Below are 19,769 nucleotides of genomic sequence, written 5' to 3' on the forward strand. Positions count from 1 at the left end.
CCCGATGGATCCCCTCGACCTGATCCCCGCCCCGCGCACCTGCCACTGGGTGACGCCCGCCGGCTACGCCTGCCTCGACGCGGAGACACTGCTGGAGGCCCGGCCGGGCACGGAGGGCGTCGCACGGTGGTTCCGGGCCACGGTCGGGGCCGCCACCGGCCTGCCGTTCCCGGACGGCACCGACGCCGACAACCGCATCGTGCTGAGCATCAACCCCCGGCTGGCACCGGAGGGCTACCGCATCGTCATCGACGGATACGGCCTCCGCATCCAGGGCGGCAGCGCCGCGGGCGTCTTCTGGGGGGCCCAGACCTTCCGTCAACTGCTGGGCCCGGAAGCCTTCCGGCGCGCACCCATCACCCCCACGCGCGCGTGGGACGTCCCGGCGGTCGTCGTCGAGGACGAACCCCGCTTCGGCTGGCGCGGCCTCCTGCTCGACGTCGCCCGCCACTTCCTCCCCAAGGACGACGTCCTCCGCCACATCGACCTCCTCGCCGCCCACAAGCTCAACGTCCTGCACCTCCACCTCACCGACGACCAGGGCTGGCGCATCGAGATCAAGCGGCGTCCCCGGCTCACCGAGGTCGGCGCCTGGCGGGCGCGGACGAAGCGGGGGCACCGGGCCTCGGAGCTCTGGGACGAGACGCCGCACGGCGGCTACTACACCCAGGACGACATCCGCGAGATCGTCGCGTACGCCGCCGAGCGGCATGTCCGCGTCGTCCCCGAGATCGACATCCCCGGCCACTCGCAGGCCGCCATCGCCGCGTACCCGGAGCTCGGCAACACCGACGTCATCGACACGACCACCCTCCCCGTCTGGGACACCTGGGGCATCAACCCGAACGTACTCGCCCCCACTGACAACACCCTCCGCTTCTACGAAGGCGTCCTGGAGGAAGTCCTCGACCTCTTCCCCGTGGAGAGGTCCCCCTTCATCCACCTCGGCGGCGACGAATGCCCCAAGGACCAGTGGAGGGCCTCCCCGGCCGCCCGGGCCCGTATGAAGGAGCTCGGGCTCGCCGACGAGGACGCGCTCCAGTCCTGGTTCGTCCGGCACTTCGACCGCTGGCTGGCCGAGCGGGGCCGCCGCCTGATCGGGTGGGACGAGATCCTGGAGGGCGGCCTGGCCCCCGGTGCCGCCGTCTCGTCGTGGCGCGGGTACGCCGGCGGGATCGCCGCCGCCGAAGCGGGCCACGACGTTGTCATGTGCCCCGAACAGCACGTCTACCTCGACCACCGGCAGGACGGCGGCCCCGACGAGCCGGTGCCGATCGGATACGTACGCACCCTGGAGGACGTCTACCGCTTCGAGCCCGTACCGCCGGGGCTGTCCCGGGACGCCGCCGCGCACATCATCGGCACCCAGGCGAACGTCTGGACCGAGGTCATGGAGTCCCCCTCCCGCGTCGACTACCAGGTCTTCCCGCGTCTCGCCGCCTTCGCCGAGGTCGCCTGGTCCACCCGGCTCCCCGCCGCCCCCGCCGAACGCGACTTCACGGACTTCGAACGCCGAATGACCGGCCACTACCGGCGCCTTGACGCGCTCGGCGTCGGCTACCGCCCGCCCGGCGGCCCGCTGCCGTGGCAGAAGCGCCCGGGAGTGGTCGGACGCCCTATCGAGGGAGCGCCCCCAAACGTGTGAGCCCGGCGGAAAGACGCACGCCCCCGCGCCCGGCCCTGGGACCGTGGGGGCCCGCCCGGAATAAGTCGTACAAGGTCGCCGATGTCGCCGAGAAGTGGCAATCCACGCGTGCCGCCAATGGCATGGCAAACCGGTCCATCTCGCAGGTCACGGGATGTCCGGGGCGGATGCGTGCTTCGCGGACCCTCGCGTCGGCCGGCCCGGAAGATGTGCCAGAGTTGCCACGTCGGGGCTGTGAGCACGTACGGTACGGCAACACAGGCGGGACAGCCGGGACAGCCGGGACACCGGGAAGGGGCAGCTGGGTTGACCACGCACGCACCGCAGGCGGCGCAGTCCGTGACGCTGCCGGCCACGCTCGGCGAGGCCGTGGCGGCGCTCAGCGCCATGCCCGCCGCCGTGCCCGTGGCGGGCGGTACGGACTTGATGGCCGCCGTCAACAAGGGCCAGTTGCGCCCCGCCGGCCTCGTCGGCCTCGGCCGCATCAACGAGATCCGGGGCTGGCAGTACCAGGACGGTCACGCCCTGCTGGGCGCCGGCCTCACCCACGCGCGCATGGGCCGCCCCGACTTCGCGGCGCTCATCCCCGCGCTCGCCGCGGCCGCCCGCGCGGCCGGTCCGCCCCAGATCCGCAACGCGGGCACCCTGGGCGGCAACATCGTCAGCGCCGCGCCCACCGGCGACTCCCTGCCCGTGCTGGCCGCCCTGGAGGCGGACCTGGTCGTCGCGGGCCCGGGCGGTACGCGCGAGGTCCCGGTGACGCACCTGCTGGCGGGCCGGGAACTGCTCGGCCCCGCCGAACTGATCGGCTTCGTCCGCGTACCCCTCCTGCACGCCCCGCAGGTGTTCCTGAAGGCCACCGGCCGGACCGGCCCCGGGCGGGCCACCGCCTCCGTCGCCGTCGTCCTGGACCCGGCGCGGCGCGGCGTGCGCTGCGCGGTCGGGGCGATCGCCCCGATGCCGCTGCGGCCGCTGGAGGCGGAGCGCTGGATCGCGTCGCTGATCGACTGGGACGGCGACCGCGGACTGGCGCCGGAGGCGCTCACGGCGTTCGGCGAGTACGTCGCGGCCGCCTGCATCCCTGACCCGCCGGGCGAGGAGCAGCTGCCGCCCGCCGTACTGCACCTGCGGCGCACGGTCGCCGCGCTGGCCCGACGGGCACTGGGGAGGGCGCTGTCGTGACCACCGACGAGAACGACGACCGGCAGGGGCGGGGCGGCTGGCAGCCGACGCCCCAGGGCGAGTACGACGGCGACGCGACCGCCTTCGTCCAGCTGCCGCCGGACATGGCGTCCCACGGCGCTCCGCTGGAGGCCCCCGGGCACGGCTACGTGCCGCCGGAGGCCTGGGCGGCGCACGACCCGAACGCGCCGGCGCAGTGGAACTACCAGGCGGCGGCGCCCGCGCCCTCGGAGCTGACCGGGCAGTGGACGATTCCGGTCGCCCAGGGGGATCTTCCGGACGAATCGGGCGAGTTCACGACGTCGGCGCTCGCCTCGCAGTGGACGAGCGGCAACCCGCCGGCCACCCTGCCGGGCGGCGCCGCCGCGCCATGGGCCACGCCGGAGCCGCAGCCCGCCCAGGAAGCCCCGCATCCGGAACCGCACCCGGAACCGCACCCGCACCCGGAGCATCCGGCGGCTCAGGAGAACGCTCAGGAACACGCGCAGGACCCGCGCGAAGAGGCGCACCAGGAGACGCATCACGGCCGGGAGCCGGAGCCGGACCCGGAGGTCCAGGAACCGGGCCACGAGGCGGCGGCTCCCCCCACCCACGCCACGGACAGCGACGAGCACCCGCACATCTCGTACGTGCTGCGCGTCAACGACACCGACCGTCCCGTCACCGACGCATGGATCGGCGAGTCCCTGCTGTACGTGCTGCGCGAACGACTCGGCCTCGCCGGCGCCAAGGACGGCTGCTCGCAGGGCGAGTGCGGCGCTTGCAACGTCCAGGTCGACGGCCGCCTCGTCGCCTCCTGCCTGGTTCCCGCCGCCACCGCGGCGGGCAGCGAGGTGCGCACGGTCGAGGGGCTGGCCACGGACGGCGAGCCCTCCGACGTGCAGCGCGCCCTCGCCAAGTGCGGAGCCGTCCAGTGCGGCTTCTGCATCCCCGGCATGGCGATGACGGTGCACGACCTCCTCGAAGGCAACCACGCCCCGAGCGAGCTGGAGACCCGCCAGGCGCTGTGCGGCAACCTCTGCCGCTGCACCGGCTACCGCGGCGTCCTCGACGCCGTACGGGAGGTCGTCGCCGAACGTGCCGCCGGCGCGGCCGCCGCCGCGGAGGCCGCCGCTCCGGCCGAGCCCGCCGAAGAAGGCGCCCCACAGGCCCGTATCCCGCACCAGATCCCCCACCCGCACGACGGAGGCATGGCGTGAGCAACGACGCGGCCACCGCCATCCCGGCGGTCGACGGCCCCCAGGGGCCCCAGCAGGAGCTGCCGGCCCACGGGCTCGGCGCGTCCCTCCCGCCCGCCGACGCCCGCGCCAAGACGGAGGGCACCTTCCCGTACGCCTCCGACCTGTGGGCCGAGGGCCTGCTGTGGGCGGCCGTCCTCCGCGCCCCGCACGCGCACGCGCGCGTGGTCTCGATCGACACCACGGCCGCCGCCGGCATGCCCGGCGTACGGGTCGTGGTGACCCACGCCGACGTGCCCGGCGAGGCGACGTACGGCCGCACGGTCGCCGACCGCCCGGTCTTCGCCTCCGACCTCGTACGCCACCACGGCGAGGCCATCGCGGCGGTCGCGGCCGACCACCCGGACACGGCCCGCCTGGCCGCCGCGGCCATCGCCGTCGAGTACGAGGTCCTCGACCCGGTCACCGACCCGGAGAAGGCCTTCGCCGCCCCGCCCCTCCACCCGGACGGCAACCTGATCCGCCACATCCCGCTGCGCTACGGCGACCCGGAGGCGACGGGCGAGGTCATCGTGGAGGGCCTGTACCGCATCGGCCGCCAGGACCCCGCGCCGATCGGGGCCGAGGCCGGGCTCGCCGTGCCCCGCCCGGACGGCGGCGTCGACATCTACACCGCCTCCACCGACCCGCACACCGACCGCGACCTGGCCGCCGCCTGCTTCGGCCTCGCCCCCGAGCAGGTCAAGGTCGTCGTCACCGGCGTACCCGGCGCCACCGGCGACCGCGAGGACCCCGGCTTCCAGATCCCGCTGGGCCTGCTCGCGCTGCGCACCGGCTGCCCCGTCAAACTGGCCGCCACCCGGGAGGAGTCCTTCCTCGGGCACGCCCACCGCCACCCCACCCTGCTGCGCTACCGCCACCACGCGGACGCGGAGGGCCGCCTGGTCAAGGTCGAGGCGCAGATCCTCCTGGACGCGGGCGCCTACGCCGAGGCGTCCTCCGAGTCGCTCGCCGCCGCCGTCGCCTTCGCCTGCGGTCCGTACGTCGTCCCGCACGCCTTCGTCGAGGGCTGGGCGGTACGCACCAACAACCCGCCCTCCGGCCATGTCCGCGGCGAAGGCGCGATGCAGGTCTGCGCCGCGTACGAGGCCCAGATGGACAAGCTGGCCGCGCGCCTGGGCATGGACCCCGCCGAACTGCGCCTGCGCAACGCCCTGGCCACCGGCGACATCCTCCCCACCGGCCAGACGGTCACCTGCCCGGCCCCGGTGGCCGAACTCCTCCAGGCCGTGCGTGACTTCCCCCTCCCCGCCCTCCCCAAGGACTCCCCGGAGGACGGCTGGCTGCTCCCCGGCGGCCCGGAGGGCGCGGGCGAGCCCGGCGCCGTACGCCGTGGTGTCGGCTACGCGCTCGGCATGGTCCACATGCTGGGGGCCGAGGGCACCGACGAGGTCTCCACCGCCACGGTCAAGGTCCACGACGGCGTCGCGACCGTCATCTGCGCGGCCGTCGAAACCGGCCAGGGTTTCTCCACGCTCGCCCGCCAGATCGTCCAGGACACGCTCGGCATCGACGAGGTCCACGTCGCCTCCGTCGACACCGACCAGCCGCCCGCCGGGCCGGCGACGCACGGACGCCACACCTGGGTCTCGGGCGGCGCGGTGGAGCGCGCGGCCAAGATGGTGCGCACCCAGCTCCTCCAGCCCCTGGCCCACAAGTTCGGCATGTCGACCGAGCTGCTCCAGATCACCGACGGAAAGATCACCTCCTACGACGGCGTGCTGTCCACCACCGTCATGGAGGCCATGGACGGCAAGGAGCTCTGGGCCACCGCCCAGTGCCGCCCCCACCCCACCGAACCCCTCGACGAAGCCGGCCAGGGCGACGCCTTCGTGGGCCTCGCCTTCTGTGCCATCCGCGCGGTCGTGGACGTCGACATCGAGCTCGGCTCCGTCCGCGTGGTCGAGATGGCCGTCGCTCAGGACGTCGGCCGCGTCCTCAACCCCGCCCAGCTCGCCACCCGCATCGAAGCGGGCGTCACCCAGGGCGTCGGCGCGGCCCTCACCGAGAACCTCCGCACCGCCCGCGGCCTGGTCCGCCACCCGGACCTCACCGGCTACGCGCTCCCGACGTCCCTGGACGCCCCGGACATCCGCATCGTCAAACTCGTCGAGGAACGCGACGTGGTCGCCCCCTTCGGTGCCAAGGCCGCCAGCGCGGTCCCGGTGGTCACCTCCCCGGCCGCGGTGGCCTCCGCCGTCCGCTCCGCCACCGGCCGCCCCGTCAACCGCCTCCCGATCCGCCCGCAGGCGGCGGTTGCCGCGCCCTAGAGGCCGTCGTGTCCGCCGTCGTCCTCATTACCGGCGTCATGGCCGCCGGCAAATCCACCGTCGCCCAGGCGCTCGCCGCACGGCTGCCGAGGGCCGCGCACGTACGGGGCGACGTCTTCCGCCGCATGATCGTGTCCGGGCGGGCGGACATGCTGCCGGAGGCGGGCGACGAGGCCCTCGCGCAACTGCTGCGGTACCGGCTGTCGGCCGCGACGGCCGACGCCTACGCGGAGCAGGGTTTCACCGCCGTCGTCCAGGACGTGGTGCTGGGCCCCGAACTCGCCGCGTACACCGCGCTCGTACGGACCCGCCCCCTCTACGTCGTCGTCCTCGCCCCGCACCCGCACGCGGTCGCCGCCCGGGAGGCGGGGAGGGCCAAGACGGGCTACGGCGGCGGCTGGACGCCCGAGCTGCTGGACCGGGGGCTGCGCGAGGAGACGCCCCGGATCGGGCTGTGGCTCGACACATCGGAGCTGACGGTGGAGGACACGGTGGACGCGATCCTGTAGGGCCTGGATCGCGCCCTCGTGCCGTAGAGACCGTGGCGGGATTCGAACCCGCGTCACCGGAGTTGCAGTCCGGCCCCTGAGCCTCTCGGGCACACGGTCGGGAGGTGCTTCGGTACGACCGTAGGGTGCGCGGGCGCGGTGGTGGAAGGGCTGCAACGCGACTGCCACACGGTGTTCATGGACGTACGACCAAGGGACGAGGTCCGTCCCGTCTCCGGACAGGGGCGAGGTCCCGTCATGCCCGGGCGACCGCTGTTCCTGTTCGTCAATGTCTCGGTCATGCACGTCCCCCACGGTCACTACCTGGACAGCAGCAGCGACACCCGTGCATCCCAGGGCGCTGCGCTCGCGTACGCCGATGAACACCTTGCCCGGCTGATCAGCACGCTCACCCAGCGGCAACGATGGCTGATCATCATGTGCGCCGACCACGGTGACGCATACGGCGACGACGGCTACCACGGTCGCGGCATCGCGCACCCCGCCGTCATGAATGTCCCGTTCACGGCCATGGTGCGCGGATGACTACTACGCTCGCGCACCATGAACGAAGCAACGCCGCCCGACACCACGCCTGACGCCTCCGTCATCGTCGCCCGCGACGAGCGGGGACATGTGGCATTGCTGAGCGCTGACTTCCCGCGGCACGGCGGTGAGTACCTGTTCCTCCCCGGCGGCCGCCAGGAAGAAGACGAGACACCAGAGGAATGCGCCCAGCGGGAACTCCAGGAGGAGGCCGGCATCTCCGCCTCCTCCTGGAGGAACCTCGGTTCCTACGCCATCACCCTCGGTTCTACCGCTCGGGTCCACCTCTTCGAGGCCCGCGACTTGGTTTGCGGGCCGCAGCAGCTCACGCCGAACGAGGTTGATTTCAAGCTCCTCTGGCGGCCCATGTCCGCCGCACTCCGAGCTGCTACGGAGGGCGGCTTCCTCTTGCCGGCCGGCCCGCTTGCCCTCATGCTCGCCGCCCGGCAGGACGTGTGAACCGATGCGAGCCGGGGTCTTCGGCACCCGATCATGCACGCCCTAGTGCTGCGGGCGATCGATGACTACCTGGCGCGCACCGCGCAGGAGGCCATCGCGCGCAAGACGGCCAAGGAGCAGGCGGCCAAGTGGCATGAGCTCCTGGAGCGGCTGAAGTGACGTACCTCTACCTGTCCTCCGAGGACGTCCTGGTCATCGCCGAGCATGCGGTCGATGACCAGGACGTCGTCGTAAGGGACGCAGGGCTTCTCGAATCGGCGGTGCACCGGCCTTCGGCCTCCATGTTCGGACAGGAGGCCTATCCGGACCTTGTCGACAAGGCCGCTGCCCTGCTGCAGTCGCTCGCCACCGACCGCCCCTTCGTCTACGGCACCAAGCGCACCGCCTGGCTGTCGTGCGTGACGTTCCTCGCCATGAACGGTGTGCGGCTGCGTCCGGACATCGATGCCGCCGAGCGGCTGGTCATCGCAGTCGCCACAGGTGAGGCGGACGAGGTGAAAGTCATCGCCCAAGGCCTGCGCGACCTGGTCATGTGACCCCGGTCTCAACCGCCCCCGGTCCGGCCCTGTCCCGGCGGGGGCGGTGCCGGACCACCGGTAGGGTGGCCCGGTTGTCGTACGTACCGCCGAGAGACCGAGTCGGAGACCGTGACCACTACCGCCTCCCATCACCTCTCACCCGCCTTCCCCGGACGCGCGCCCTGGGGTACCGCCAACAAGCTGCGTGCCTGGCAGCAGGCCGCGATGGAGAAGTACATCCAGGAGCAGCCGCGGGACTTCCTCGCGGTCGCGACGCCCGGCGCCGGTAAGACCACCTTCGCGCTCACGCTCGCGTCCTGGCTGCTGCACCACCACGTCGTGCAGCAGGTCACCGTCGTCGCGCCGACCGAGCACCTGAAGAAGCAGTGGGCCGCCGCCGCCGCGCGGATAGGCATCAAGCTGGACCCGGACTACAGCGCGGGGCCGCTGAGCAAGGAGTACCACGGGGTCGCGGTCACGTACGCCGGTGTCGGCGTACGGCCCATGCTGCACCGCAACCGCAGTGAGCAGCGCAAGACGCTCGTCATTCTCGACGAAATCCACCACGCCGGTGACTCCAAGTCCTGGGGCGAGGCGTGCCTGGAGGCCTTCGAGCCCGCGACGCGCCGCCTTGCGCTCACCGGTACACCCTTCCGGTCCGACACCAACCCCATCCCGTTCGTGACGTACGAGGAGGGCAACGACGGCATCCGGCGCTCCTCCGCCGACTACACGTACGGATACGGAAACGCGCTCGGCGACGGAGTCGTCCGGCCGGTGATCTTCCTCAGCTACAGCGGCAACATGCGCTGGCGTACGAAGGCCGGTGACGAGGTCGCGGCCAGGCTCGGCGAGCCGATGACCAAGGACGCCATCTCGCAGGCCTGGCGCACCGCGCTCGACCCGCGCGGCGACTGGATGCCGAACGTGCTGCGCGCCGCCGACCAGCGGCTCACCGAGGTCCGCAAGGGCATCCCGGACGCGGGCGGGCTGGTCATCGCCTCCGACCAGGACTCGGCGCGGGCGTACGCCAAGCTCATCCGGGAGATCACCGGGACCAAGGCGACGGTCGTCCTCTCCGACGACGCGGGCGCGTCGAAGCGGATCGACGACTTCAGTGAGGGTGACGACCGCTGGATGGTCGCCGTCCGGATGGTGTCCGAGGGTGTCGACGTGCCGCGCCTCGCGGTCGGCGTGTACGCGACGACGATCTCGACGCCGCTGTTCTTCGCGCAGGCGGTGGGCCGATTCGTACGATCCCGCAGGCGCGGCGAGACCGCGTCCGTGTTCCTTCCGACGATCCCGACGCTGCTGACCTTCGCGAACGAGATGGAGGTCGAGCGCGACCACGCCCTCGACAAGCCGAAGAAGGCGGGCGAGGACGAGGATCCGTACGCCGAGTCCGAGAAGGAGATGGACGAGGCCAACAAGCAGCAGGACGAGGACACCGGCGAGCAGGACATGCTGCCCTTCGAGGCGCTGGAGTCCGACGCCGTCTTCGACCGGGTGCTGTACGACGGCGCCGAGTTCGGCATGCAGGCCCACCCGGGAAGTGCGGAGGAGCAGGACTACCTCGGGATTCCCGGGCTGCTGGAGCCCGACCAGGTGCAGCTGCTGCTGCGCAAGCGGCAGGCACGGCAGATCGCGCACAGCCGGCAGAAGCCGGCCGAGGAGGCCGACCTCCTGGAGCTTCCGGCCGAACGCCGGCCCGTCGTTTCGCACAAGGAACTGCTGGAACTGCGCAAGCAGCTGAACACGATGGTCGGTGCGTACGTCCACCAGAGCGGTAAGCCGCACGGCGTCATCCACACCGAGCTGCGCCGGGTGTGCGGCGGACCGCCGAGCGCGGAGGCGACGGCCGGGCAGATCCGGGAGCGGATCAAGAAGGTTCAGGAGTGGGCCACACGCATGCGTTGAACGCCCGAGGGTCACGCGGGGCGCCCAATACGTCCATACCGGGACGAAATTTCCGTACAGCAATCGCTTACGCCCGGATTCTGGACGAGGGCTTCCGCTGAGCGGAGTCGCTCGCTACTGTCCCGGCAATCGCAATGCAAACGCCCCGTGGCAGCGCCGCCGCGGAGCGCAGCCGGTGTGCCATGGCCTGCCGGCGGCCTCTCCGTGCGTCGCCGATGGGACAGGCGACGCGTCCGCCGTTGAGAGTGTCCGCCGTCACTCACTCCGAAGGAGAGGGCGTCGTGACCGCGGAAACCTCCCAGACGCTCGACCGAGGACTGCGCGTCCTCAAGCTGCTCGCCGACACCGACCACGGACTGACGGTCACCGAGTTGTCCAACAAACTCGGCGTCAACCGGACCGTCGTCTACCGTCTGCTCGCCACGCTCGAACAGCACGCCCTGGTACGCCGTGACCTGGGCGGCCGCGCCCGTGTCGGCCTCGGCGTGCTGCGGCTGGGCCGCCAGGTGCACCCGCTGGTGCGCGAGGCCGCGCTGCCCGCGCTGCGGTCGCTGGCCGAGGACATCGGGGCCACCGCCCACCTGACCCTGGTCGACGGGGCGGAGGCGCTCGCCGTCGCGGTCGTCGAACCCACCTGGACCGACTACCACGTGGCCTACCGGGCCGGGTTCCGCCACCCGCTCGACCGGGGCGCGGCCGGCCGCGCGATACTCGCCGCCCGGCAGGGCGCCCTGAGCGAGCCGGGTTACACGCTCACCCACGGTGAACTGGAGGCGGGCGCGAGCGGTGCGGCGGCCCCGCTGCTCGGGGTGACCGGCGTCGAGGGCAGCGTCGGCGTGGTCATGCTCGCGGACGCCGTCCCGGAACGGGTCGGCCCCCGCGTCGTCGACGCCGCCCGCGAGGTCGCGGACGCGCTGCGCTGACGGGCGGCCCGCCCCTAGCGGACGCCCGCGGCCCGCCCCCGGCGACCGCGCCCACCGGCCGATAGATTGGCACCGTGCTCTCCAGTCTCACGCGCCCCCGTGCTCTCGCCCTGTGCGCCCTTCCCGTCGTCGCGCTGCTCGTCGTCGCCGGGGTCGCGCCGTTGCCGTTCACCCTTGCCCAGCCGGGTGGGACCAGTGACGTGCTCGGCGAGCACAAGGGTCGGCAGGTGATCACCATCTCCGGCGTACCCGTCCGCGAGACGGAGGGGGAGCTGCGCATGACGACCATCGTGGCGACCGGCCCCCGTACCGACGTCGACCTCGGTGACGTCGTCGACAGCTGGTTCCGGAGCGACCGGGCCGTGCTGCCGCACGATTCGGTCTACCCGGCCGGCAAGTCCGACGCCGAGATCGAGAAGCGCAACATCGGCCAGATGCAGGCGTCCCAGAACAGCGCCGTGCAGGCCGCCCTCGGCCACCTCGGCAAGAGCCCGAAGCAGGTGAAGGTCGACCTGGAGCTGGCCGACATCGGCGGGCCCAGTGCCGGGCTGTTCTTCGCGCTCGGGATCATCGACAAGATCGAGGGCGACGGCCGGGGCGGCGACCTCACCGGCGGGCGCACGATCGCCGGTACCGGAACGGTCACCGCCGACGGCACGGTCGGTGCTGTGGGCGGGGTGTCCCTCAAGACACAGGCCGCCCACCGCGACGGCGCGTCCGTCTTCCTCGTACCGAAGGACGAGTGCGCCGACGCGCAGGCCGAGAAGCCCGAGGGGCTGCGGCTGATCCCCGTCACCACGCTCAAGGACGCGGTGTCGTCGCTGCGCGCGCTGGAGCAGGGGAAGAAGGTCCCGAGCTGCTGACCGCCGCCGGGGCGTCCATCTCCCGCCAGGAGGGGAAGAGCACCGGGGTCAGCGTCGCCACGAAGTACAGCCCGGCGACCGTCAGCAGCGTCGGTACGAGACCCACCTGCTCCACCAGGTAGCCCGCCCCGACCGCGCCCAGCGGCATGGTCATCAGCGCCCCGGCCGTCGTCACCCCCGCCACCCGGCTGCGCAGGGCGCCCGGGATCCGCTCGTACAGCACCGTCGTCAGGATCGGGTTGAGCGTCCCCGAGCCCAGCCCGCCGACCGCCGCGGTCACCACCAGCGGCCACACGCTGTCCGTCGTCGCCGCCATGACGAACGGGGGCGCCCCGCTGACCAGGAACGCGACCGTGAACACCGCCCGCCGGCGGAAGCGGTGCCCCACCGCCGCGTACAGCAGGGCACCCAGCAGCGCGCACCCGCCCCACACCGCCGAGACCAGGCCGATCGCGGCCGCGCCGCCGAGGTTGCGCTGGGCGTGCACCGGCAGGAGCACCGCACTCCAGCCCTGGCTCAGGCCATTGGTGACCATCACCATCAGCGTGATCCCCAGCAGCAGTCGGGAGCCGAGCACGAAGGTGTACCCCTCGCGCAGCTCCGCCCGGTACCTCACCATCGAGACGGGCGCGGCGTCCCGCTGCGGTTCGGCGGCCTTCACCCCGCGTACACCACTGAGGACCAGCAGCGCGGAGAGCCCGAAGGTCGCCGCGTCCAGCAGCAGGACCGTTTCCGCGCCGACCAGCGCGATCAGCACGCCCGCGACGGCGGCGCCCGTCATCCGCGCCCCGCGCGACACCGCGTCGAACAGGCTCGCCGCCCGGGCGAGGGTGGTCCCGGCGCGTTCGGCGAGGTCCGGCACGAGGACGTGCCGGGCCGTCTCGCCGGGCGCGTGAAAGAGCCCGGTGACGCCCATGAGCGCGCACAGCACCCAGAAGTCCAGCCGGCCCGCGTAGTGCAGGAGCGGGATCGCGGCGAGGGCGAGTGCGCAGACCAGGTCGGAGGTGACGCTGACGCGCCGGCGGCCGATGCGGTCGATGACCGGCCCGCCGGCGATCGCCGAGACGATGACGGGCAGGGTGGCGCAGAAGGCGACGAGACCGGCCTTGCCGGGGCTGCCCGTGGTCTGGAGCGCGAACCACGGGACGCCGATGAGGGTCAGTGAATTGCCGCTGATGGATATCGCGTTGGCCGCCAGCACGGTGGCCAGTGGTCCCCGCCCCTTCATGCGACACGGGCGGTGCGCGGCGGGGGAGCGGCGGCCAGGCGGAGGCCCACCTCGACGAGTGTCCACCCCAGTTGCGTACGGAGAGGGCGGCGGGTGGCGGACCGCCGGGGAGCGCGGTCCCTCAACTCGGCGGCGCGCAGCTCGTGCAGGTGCAGGTGGATGTGGGGGTGCATGGCGGTCATCGGTCCCTTCAGTCGTTCCGCTGCGGGAAGGCGTGGAGGTGGACCCGTACGCGGGCGGCGCCTTCGCCCGGTTCGACGGCGGAGTAGCTGTTGATCAGCGCATGCAGCTTCTCGTCCAGCTCGTGCAGTTGCTCGGGGTCGAGTCGTAGCGTGAAGTCGCTCAGGTCCGCGTTCTTGGCCCATTCCGAGGGCCAGTCCCGCATGGTGCCGATCCAGGTGTTCAGTTCCTGGGTGTGGATGCCTGCGACCTCGTGGAGGTAGACGCTGACGGCGCCGCGGGTGTCCGGACTGTCGTCGTCGTACAGCTCGGCGTTGAAGTGCGTGCTGTAGTGCGCCGACTTCCACCACCGCTCACGTCCTTTGCCGCGCTCGGGGTCGTCCTCGACGAACCCGTACGCGGCCAGCTGGCGCAGGTGGTAGCTGGTGGAGCCGCTCGACTCGCCGAGTCGCTCGGCCAGTTGGGAGGCGGTGGCGGGGCCGTGCCGGCGCAGGGCGCCGAGCAGCCGCATCCGGAGAGGATGGGCCAGGCCGCGCAGGGACCGGGGGTCCAGTTCGTGGCCCGGCGGACGGCCGGGCTGGTTCTCGGGCTCGGGCATGCCTCCATCGTAGAGTTGCAAAGAACACCTTGCAACCACTTCTTTGCAACCCAGTCTTTGGAACCCGGTCTCCGGAACCCGTCACCCCTCCCTGATGAACCCCTCCTCCACCAGCCACTCCTTCGCCACCTCGTGCGGATCCTCCCCGCCCACGTCCACCCGCGCGTTCAACTCCCGTGCCACCGCCGTGTTCAGCCGCGCGCTCAGCGGGTTCAGCAGGCCCGCGATCGCCGGATACTTCTCGTACGTCGCCGAGTGCAGCGACGGCGCCGCGTTGTAGTTGGGGAAGAACCGCTTGTCGTCCGCGAGCGTGTCCAGGTCCATCGCCTCGATCCGGCCGTCCGTCGTGTACGCCTCGCCCAGCAGGCACGCCCCCGACTCCGCCACCTGCGTGTAGATGATCCCGGCGTCCATCTTGCGGATGTTGGCCGCCGGGATGGACATCCCGTACGCCTTCTGCATGCCCGGCAGCCCGTCCTCCCGGGACGCGAACTCGTTCTCCACGCACAGCGTCACCGCCGACGGGTCCTTGCGCGCCAGCTCGGCCACGTCCGACAGGGTGCGCAGCCGGTACCTGGCATTGTTCCGCTTGTTGATGGCCAGCGTGTACGTGTTGTTGAGGGTGGACTGCGGCAGCCAGGTGACGCCGTTGCGTACGTCCGTGTCCCGCACCGCCCGCCACTGCGCCTGCGGGTCGACGACCGGCTTCTGGTTGCCCTGGTACGTGATCCACGCCGTGCCCGTGTACTCGTAGATCGCGTCCGCGTCCCCCTTGACGATCGCCTCGCGGCCGCTGATGGAACCGGGCAGGTTCGTCCGGTCCAGCACCTCCGCGCCCGCCGCCTTGAAGACCAGCCCGATCATGTGGCCGAGGACGATGCTCTCGCTGAAGCTCTTCGACGTGACCGTCAACGAGGCGCCCTTCAGCGGCTGTCCGCGTCCCACCGACCCCGGAAGGACGTCGTCGGCCATCGGGGAGCCGCTCTTCAGCCCGCAGCCGGACAGCCCCGCGCCGACCAGGACCAGCGCCACCAGCCCGTACGCGTATCGCCTCACCCCGCCCCCAGCCCGCGCGGCGTCAGCGCCAGTTCGGCCAGCGACGCCAGCCAGTCGACCAGCAGCGCCAGCGCCACCGTCAGGACGGAACCCAGCACCAGCACCGCCATCCGCTGCGTCTGGATGCCCGACGTGATCAGGTCCCCCAGCCCGCCGCCACCGCCGAACGTCGCCAGCGTCGCCGTACCGACATTGAGCACCAGCGCCGTGCGCACCCCCGCCAGGATCAGCGGTACGGCCAACGGCAGTTCGACCCGCGCCAGCCTGCCCACCGCCGACATCCCGATGCCCCGCGCGGCCTCCACCAGCTGGGGGTCGATGGCACGCAGTCCGGCCACGGTGTTCGACAGCACCGGCAGCACGGCATAGATCACCATGCCGGTGATCGCGGTCGACGGCCCGATGCCCAGCCAGATCACCAGCAGCGCCAGCAGACCGATGGCGGGGGTCGCCTGGCCCACGTTGGCCACGGCCGTCGCGACCGGTGCCGCCCGGCTCAGGCCGCGCCGGGTCAGGGCGATGCCGAGCGGGACGGCGATGAGCAGCACCCAGAAGGTGGAGATCGCCGTGAGCTTCACGTGCTGCCACAGCCGCAGCTGCACATTCCCGCCCGCCAGCGAGTTCTCGGCGATCGCGTCCAGCCGGGCGTTCGCGATCCAGACGTACGTCACCACCAGCACCACGGCCAGCACGGCCGGCACGACCACCAGCTTCCGCCACGGGACGCGCCGTCTTCGTACGGGGCCCGACGGCGGCGCCGGAGCCTCCTGATCGACCTCGTACGTCACTGGCCGCCCTCCAGCTCCGCCTCGGTGCGGTGGTGGCGCATCTCCTCCAGGTCGTGCTGGTGCTCGATCGCGGCCAGCCGGTCCGCCTCCAGCATCTCGTGCACCGAGTTCATCAGCGTCTCCATGTCCACGACCCCGATGTACTCGCCGCGCCGGCCTGTGACCGCCACCCGCCCCGCCGAGTCGAGCAGCACCGCCTCCAGCGCGTCGTGCAGTGTCGCGTCCCGCGTCACCGTGTCGTGCACCAGCTGCCCGGCCCGCGCCAGGGAGCCCTTCGCCCGCATCAGGTCGCCGCGCCGCAGCCACTTGTAGGGGCGGCCGCGCCGGTCCAGCATCAGCAGTTCGTTGTGCAGACCGCCGCGCAGCCGGTTGAAGATCGTCTGGAGCGGGTCGTCCACCGAGACCGTCGGGAAGTCGGCGATCTCCACATCCCGTACGCGGGTGAGATTGAGCCGCTTCAGCGCCGCGCCCGCGCCCACGAACCCGGACACGAAGTCGTCCGCCGGGTTGGTGAGGATCGCCTCCGGCGTGTCGAACTGCGCGATGTGCGAACGCTCGCGCAGCACCGCGATCCGGTCGCCCAGCTTGATCGCCTCGTCGAAGTCGTGGGTGACGAACACGATCGTCTTGTGCAGCTCGTGCTGGAGCCTGATCAGCTCGTCCTGCAAATGGTCCCGGGTGATCGGGTCCACGGCCCCGAACGGCTCGTCCATCAGCAGCACCGGCGGGTCGGCCGCCAGCGCACGCGCCACGCCCACCCGCTGCTGCTGGCCGCCCGAGAGCCGGCGCGGGTAGCGGCCGTGGAACTCGCGCGGGTCCAGCCCGACCAGGTCCAGCATCTCCTCGACCCGGTCGCGCACCTTCGCCTTCGACCAGCCCACCATCCTCGGTACGAGGGCGATGTTCTCCGCGACCGTCATATGGGGGAAGAGCCCCGACGACTGGATCGCGTACCCGACCTTCCGGCGCAGCTTCACCGGATCGATGGAGGTGACGTCCTCGTCGTTGATCCTGATCCGCCCGGACGACGGCTCGATCAACCGGTTGATCATCTTGAGGGTGGTCGACTTGCCGCACCCCGACGGCCCCACGAAGACCACCGTCTCCCCGGCCCTGATCTCCATCGAGACGTCGTCCACGGCCGGGTTCGGATTGCCCGGGTAGCGCTTGGAGAGGTTCTCCAGCTCGATGCTCGCGCCCGAAGCCTCAGCCACGGATCCCCCTCGGAATCGTCAACCGCCCCAGCAGCACGTAGGCGGCGTCGAAGAGCAGCGCGAGGACGACGATGCCCAGCGTCCCGGCAAGCACCTGGTTGATCGCGTTGGCGCTGCCCAGCGAGGCGATCCCCCGGAAGATCTCGTTGCCGAGCCCCGGCCCCGAGGCGTACGCGGCGATCGCGGCGATGCCCATCAGCATCTGCGTCGACACCCGGATGCCGGCCAGGATCGGTGGCCACGCCAGCGGCAGCTCCACCCGCGCCAGCCGGGCGGCCGGGGACATCCCGATGCCCTTCGCGGCGTCCACCAGCGCCGGGTCGACACCGCGCAGCCCCACGATCGCGTTCCGCACGATCGGCAGCAGCCCGTACAGCACCAGCGCGATCACCGTGGGCGGCACACCGAGCCCCACCACCGGGATCAGCAGACCGATCAGCGCCAGCGAGGGAATGGTCAGCACCGTCGCCGTGGACGTGATCGCCAGGTTCCCCGCCCAGCCGGTGCGGTACGTGGCCAGGGCGAGCGCCACGCCCAGCACCGTGGCCATCACCATGCACTGGAAGACGGCGCTGACGTGCTGCAACGCGTCCGTGAGCAACTGCTGGTGCCGAGTGGCCACGTACTCCCAGAAGCCCACGCGCGCTCCCTTCCGCTACTCCTCCGCGGCCTGCTCCACCAGCGGAATGATCCGCAGGGGCACGGGGTTCTCCATGACGATCGCCGTGGACGCCCGCACGATGCCATCAAAACCGACAACCCGGTCGATCACCCGCTGGAGATCCGCGTTCGAACGGGCCACCAGCCGGCACAGCATGTCCCCGTGCCCGGTCGTCGTGTGCAGCTCCAGGACCTCCGGTACGCCCGCCAAGTGCTCCCGCACGTCGGCGCCTTGCCCCTGCTTGATCTCCAGCGTCGCGAAGGCCGTCACCGGATACCCCAGGGCCGCCGGGTCCACATCCGGCCCGAAGCCCCGGATGACTCCGTTCGACTGAAGGCGGTCCAGCCGCGCCTGCACCGTGCCGCGCGCCACGCCCAGCCGGCGCGAGGCCTCCAGGACGCCTATGCGCGGCTCGCGCGCCAGCAGGGCGATGAGCCTGCCGTCCAGATGATCGATCGCCATGACGGCCTCCGGGGTGGTCATCCTGTACAGAACGCCCGACCATACTGCCCACCCACTGGTCAGATTGCCCAGCCTCCACGCGAACTATTGCGCACCTTGCAGAACGGAGAGAGTCTGCCGCCATGACTGAGACCATCTCCCACACCCCCGACACCGCCCGGCAGGCCGACCCCTTCCCGGTGAAGGGAATGGACGCGGTCGTCTTCGCCGTCGGCAACGCCAAGCAGGCCGCGCACTACTACTCCACGGCCTTCGGCATGAAGCTGGTGGCCTACTCCGGACCGGAGAACGGCAGCCGCGAGACCGCCAGTTACGTCCTGACGAACGGTGCCGCGCGCTTCGTGTTCACCTCCGTCATCAAGCCGTCCACCGACTGGGGCCGCTTCCTCGCCGAGCACGTCGCCGAGCACGGCGACGGCGTCATCGACCTGGCCATCGAGGTCCCGGACGCCCGCAAGGCGTACGCGTACGCCGTCGAGCAGGGCGCGACCGGCCTCACCGAGCCGTACGAGCTCAAGGACGAGCACGGCACGGTCGTCCTCGCCGCCATCGCCACGTACGGCAAGACCCGCCACACCCTCGTCGACCGCTCCGGTTACGACGGCCCGTACCTGCCCGGGTACGTCACCGCCAAGCCGATGGTCGAGCCGCCCGCCAAGCGCACCTTCCAGGCCATCGACCACTGCGTCGGCAACGTCGAGCTCGGCAGGATGAACGACTGGGTGGCCTTCTACAACAAGGTCATGGGCTTCACCAACATGAAGGAGTTCGTCGGCGACGACATCGCCACCGAGTACTCCGCGCTCATGTCCAAGGTCGTCGCGGACGGCACCAAGAAGGTCAAGTTCCCGATCAACGAGCCGGCGATCGCGAAGAAGAAGTCGCAGATCGACGAGTACCTGGAGTTCTACGGCGGCCCCGGCGTCCAGCACATCGCCCTCGCCACCAACGACATCGTGGCGACGGTCCGCACCATGCGCGCGGCCGGCGTCCAGTTCCTCGACGTCCCGGACTCGTACTACGACACGCTCGGCGAGTGGGTCGGCGACACGCGCGTCCCGATCGACGAGCTGCGCGAGCTGAAGATCCTCGCCGACCGCGACGAGGACGGGTACCTGCTGCAGATCTTCACCAAGCCGGTGCAGGACCGGCCGACGGTGTTCTTCGAACTGATCGAGCGGCACGGCTCGATGGGCTTCGGCAAGGGCAACTTCAAGGCCCTGTTCGAGGCGATCGAGCGCGAGCAGGCGAAGCGCGGCAACCTGTAACCCTCCGCCCAGGCCTCGGCCCCGCACCTCCCGCAGCCGCACGGCGGCCGGGGCGGGGCCGTGCAGGGTCGTCCCCGCAGCGGGTGGCGGCGACGGGGGCACCGTCCTGCGGGCGGGCGCCCCCCGCCGACCGCGAGGAGACGAGCCCGGAGGGGCCCCGCCCCCACCCCCGGCCGAGCGCGCCGGGGCGGCAGCAGACGTGGCGCTCGGCCGCCCCGGGGGGGGGGCGGGGGGGCGCGGGGCCGGCAGGGCCCGGGGGCGAGCC

Annotated in this window: 20 protein-coding genes, 1 tRNA gene and 1 pseudogene; 13 read left to right on the forward strand and 9 right to left on the reverse strand. The window is 71.9% G+C overall.

From position 1 onward, the window contains the following. Positions 1-4 precede the first annotated feature (4 nt). The 5 genes from ABT360_RS10800 (at position 5) to ABT360_RS10820 (ending at position 6,844) form a co-directional block, all read left to right on the forward strand. Positions 5-1,645, forward strand: a complete 1,641-nt coding sequence (locus ABT360_RS10800; RefSeq protein WP_351813626.1) for a beta-N-acetylhexosaminidase — start codon at positions 5-7, stop codon at positions 1,643-1,645. Positions 1,646-1,951: 306 nt separating this feature from the next. Beyond that, a complete protein-coding gene (locus ABT360_RS10805) occupies positions 1,952-2,827 on the forward strand; it encodes an FAD binding domain-containing protein (RefSeq protein WP_133087583.1) in 876 nt (291 codons plus the stop codon). Continuing rightward, positions 2,824-4,026, forward strand: coding sequence for a (2Fe-2S)-binding protein (locus tag ABT360_RS10810; RefSeq protein ID WP_351813628.1), 1,203 nt, complete (start codon positions 2,824-2,826; stop codon positions 4,024-4,026). Before ABT360_RS10805 ends, ABT360_RS10810 begins: the two co-directional genes overlap by 4 nt. Next, a complete protein-coding gene (locus ABT360_RS10815; RefSeq protein ID WP_351813630.1) occupies positions 4,023-6,335 on the forward strand; it encodes a xanthine dehydrogenase family protein molybdopterin-binding subunit in 2,313 nt (770 codons plus the stop codon). Before ABT360_RS10810 ends, ABT360_RS10815 begins: the two co-directional genes overlap by 4 nt. A 38-nt stretch (positions 6,336-6,373) precedes the next feature. Continuing rightward, a complete protein-coding gene (locus ABT360_RS10820) occupies positions 6,374-6,844 on the forward strand; it encodes an AAA family ATPase (RefSeq protein WP_444852213.1) in 471 nt (156 codons plus the stop codon). Between the two features lie 27 nt (positions 6,845-6,871). Here the strand turns inward: ABT360_RS10820 and ABT360_RS10825 are convergent. After that, positions 6,872-6,943 (reverse strand) — tRNA-Cys (locus tag ABT360_RS10825). A gap of 138 nt (positions 6,944-7,081) precedes the next feature. On the opposite strand from ABT360_RS10825, the gene ABT360_RS10830 reads away from it, so the two are divergent. The 7 genes and pseudogenes from ABT360_RS10830 (at position 7,082) to ABT360_RS10860 (ending at position 12,049) form a co-directional block, all read left to right on the forward strand. Beyond that, positions 7,082-7,369 carry a sulfatase-like hydrolase/transferase gene (locus ABT360_RS10830; RefSeq protein WP_351813634.1) on the forward strand — a complete coding sequence of 96 codons (288 nt, stop codon included), beginning with the start codon at positions 7,082-7,084 and terminating at the stop codon, positions 7,367-7,369. 18 nt (positions 7,370-7,387) lie between these two features. Continuing rightward, a complete protein-coding gene (locus ABT360_RS10835) occupies positions 7,388-7,828 on the forward strand; it encodes an NUDIX hydrolase (RefSeq protein WP_351813636.1) in 441 nt (146 codons plus the stop codon). 33 nt (positions 7,829-7,861) lie between these two features. Next, positions 7,862-7,987 (forward strand): annotated as a pseudogene (locus ABT360_RS10840) (CopG family transcriptional regulator); the annotation flags it as partial. After that, positions 7,984-8,364, forward strand: a complete 381-nt coding sequence (locus ABT360_RS10845; RefSeq protein WP_351813640.1) for a type II toxin-antitoxin system death-on-curing family toxin — start codon at positions 7,984-7,986, stop codon at positions 8,362-8,364. The pseudogene ABT360_RS10840 and the gene ABT360_RS10845, both read left to right, overlap by 4 nt. A 111-nt stretch (positions 8,365-8,475) precedes the next feature. Next, positions 8,476-10,263 (forward strand): DEAD/DEAH box helicase, encoded by a 1,788-nt coding sequence (locus ABT360_RS10850; RefSeq protein ID WP_351813642.1) that lies wholly within the window; start codon positions 8,476-8,478, stop codon positions 10,261-10,263. A gap of 281 nt (positions 10,264-10,544) precedes the next feature. Further along, a complete protein-coding gene (locus tag ABT360_RS10855) occupies positions 10,545-11,186 on the forward strand; it encodes an IclR family transcriptional regulator (protein WP_064072183.1) in 642 nt (213 codons plus the stop codon). Between the two features lie 74 nt (positions 11,187-11,260). Beyond that, the gene (locus tag ABT360_RS10860; RefSeq protein WP_351813644.1) at positions 11,261-12,049 is read left to right on the forward strand and encodes a S16 family serine protease; all 789 of its coding nucleotides are present in this window, start codon (positions 11,261-11,263) and stop codon (positions 12,047-12,049) included. On the opposite strand, the gene ABT360_RS10865 is transcribed toward ABT360_RS10860, so the two are convergent. From ABT360_RS10865 to ABT360_RS10900, 8 genes are all read right to left on the reverse strand, one after another. Next, the gene (locus ABT360_RS10865) at positions 11,988-13,277 is read right to left on the reverse strand and encodes an MFS transporter (protein WP_351813646.1); all 1,290 of its coding nucleotides are present in this window, start codon (positions 13,275-13,277) and stop codon (positions 11,988-11,990) included. The genes ABT360_RS10860 and ABT360_RS10865 overlap by 62 nt on opposite strands. Further along, the gene (locus ABT360_RS10870) at positions 13,274-13,459 is read right to left on the reverse strand and encodes a hypothetical protein (protein WP_351813672.1); all 186 of its coding nucleotides are present in this window, start codon (positions 13,457-13,459) and stop codon (positions 13,274-13,276) included. Before ABT360_RS10870 ends, ABT360_RS10865 begins: the two co-directional genes overlap by 4 nt. An 8-nt stretch (positions 13,460-13,467) precedes the next feature. Further along, on the reverse strand, positions 13,468-14,055 hold the full coding sequence (locus tag ABT360_RS10875) for an ArsR/SmtB family transcription factor (protein ID WP_351813648.1): 588 nt from the start codon (positions 14,053-14,055) through the stop codon (positions 13,468-13,470). 81 nt (positions 14,056-14,136) lie between these two features. Then, entirely contained in the window at positions 14,137-15,111 is a 975-nt protein-coding gene (locus ABT360_RS10880; RefSeq protein ID WP_351813650.1) for a glycine betaine ABC transporter substrate-binding protein, read from the reverse strand. Next, a complete protein-coding gene (locus ABT360_RS10885) occupies positions 15,108-15,899 on the reverse strand; it encodes an ABC transporter permease (RefSeq protein WP_351813652.1) in 792 nt (263 codons plus the stop codon). The genes ABT360_RS10880 and ABT360_RS10885 overlap by 4 nt, the downstream gene beginning before the upstream one ends. Next, positions 15,896-17,113, reverse strand: a complete 1,218-nt coding sequence (locus ABT360_RS10890; RefSeq protein WP_351813654.1) for a betaine/proline/choline family ABC transporter ATP-binding protein — start codon at positions 17,111-17,113, stop codon at positions 15,896-15,898. The genes ABT360_RS10885 and ABT360_RS10890 overlap by 4 nt, the downstream gene beginning before the upstream one ends. Further along, positions 17,106-17,753 (reverse strand): ABC transporter permease, encoded by a 648-nt coding sequence (locus ABT360_RS10895; RefSeq protein WP_351813656.1) that lies wholly within the window; start codon positions 17,751-17,753, stop codon positions 17,106-17,108. Before ABT360_RS10895 ends, ABT360_RS10890 begins: the two co-directional genes overlap by 8 nt. Positions 17,754-17,768: 15 nt before the next feature. Continuing rightward, a complete protein-coding gene (locus ABT360_RS10900) occupies positions 17,769-18,236 on the reverse strand; it encodes an Lrp/AsnC family transcriptional regulator (protein ID WP_351813670.1) in 468 nt (155 codons plus the stop codon). A gap of 122 nt (positions 18,237-18,358) precedes the next feature. On the opposite strand from ABT360_RS10900, the gene hppD reads away from it, so the two are divergent. Beyond that, on the forward strand, positions 18,359-19,504 hold the full coding sequence (gene hppD, locus ABT360_RS10905) for a 4-hydroxyphenylpyruvate dioxygenase (RefSeq protein ID WP_351813658.1): 1,146 nt from the start codon (positions 18,359-18,361) through the stop codon (positions 19,502-19,504). Positions 19,505-19,769: the final 265 nt, after the last annotated feature.

Origin of the sequence: Streptomyces sp. NPDC000229 (assembly GCF_040300825.1) — a bacterium.
Taxonomy (GTDB): Bacteria; Actinomycetota; Actinomycetes; order Streptomycetales; family Streptomycetaceae; genus Streptomyces.

Excerpts from the sequence above, each read along its gene's own strand:
- hppD (WP_351813658.1), top strand. The coding sequence starts at position 18,359 with ATGACTGAGACCATCTCCCACACCCCCGACACCGCCCGGCAGGCCGAC.
- ABT360_RS10900 (WP_351813670.1), bottom strand. The coding sequence starts at position 18,236 with ATGGCGATCGATCATCTGGACGGCAGGCTCATCGCCCTGCTGGCGCGC.
- ABT360_RS10865 (WP_351813646.1), bottom strand. The coding sequence starts at position 13,277 with ATGAAGGGGCGGGGACCACTGGCCACCGTGCTGGCGGCCAACGCGATA.
- ABT360_RS10870 (WP_351813672.1), bottom strand. The coding sequence starts at position 13,459 with ATGACCGCCATGCACCCCCACATCCACCTGCACCTGCACGAGCTGCGC.
- ABT360_RS10800 (WP_351813626.1), top strand. The coding sequence starts at position 5 with ATGGATCCCCTCGACCTGATCCCCGCCCCGCGCACCTGCCACTGGGTG.
- ABT360_RS10875 (WP_351813648.1), bottom strand. The coding sequence starts at position 14,055 with ATGCCCGAGCCCGAGAACCAGCCCGGCCGTCCGCCGGGCCACGAACTG.
- ABT360_RS10820 (WP_444852213.1), top strand. The coding sequence starts at position 6,374 with ATGGCCGCCGGCAAATCCACCGTCGCCCAGGCGCTCGCCGCACGGCTG.
- ABT360_RS10835 (WP_351813636.1), top strand. The coding sequence starts at position 7,388 with ATGAACGAAGCAACGCCGCCCGACACCACGCCTGACGCCTCCGTCATC.
- ABT360_RS10830 (WP_351813634.1), top strand. The coding sequence starts at position 7,082 with ATGCCCGGGCGACCGCTGTTCCTGTTCGTCAATGTCTCGGTCATGCAC.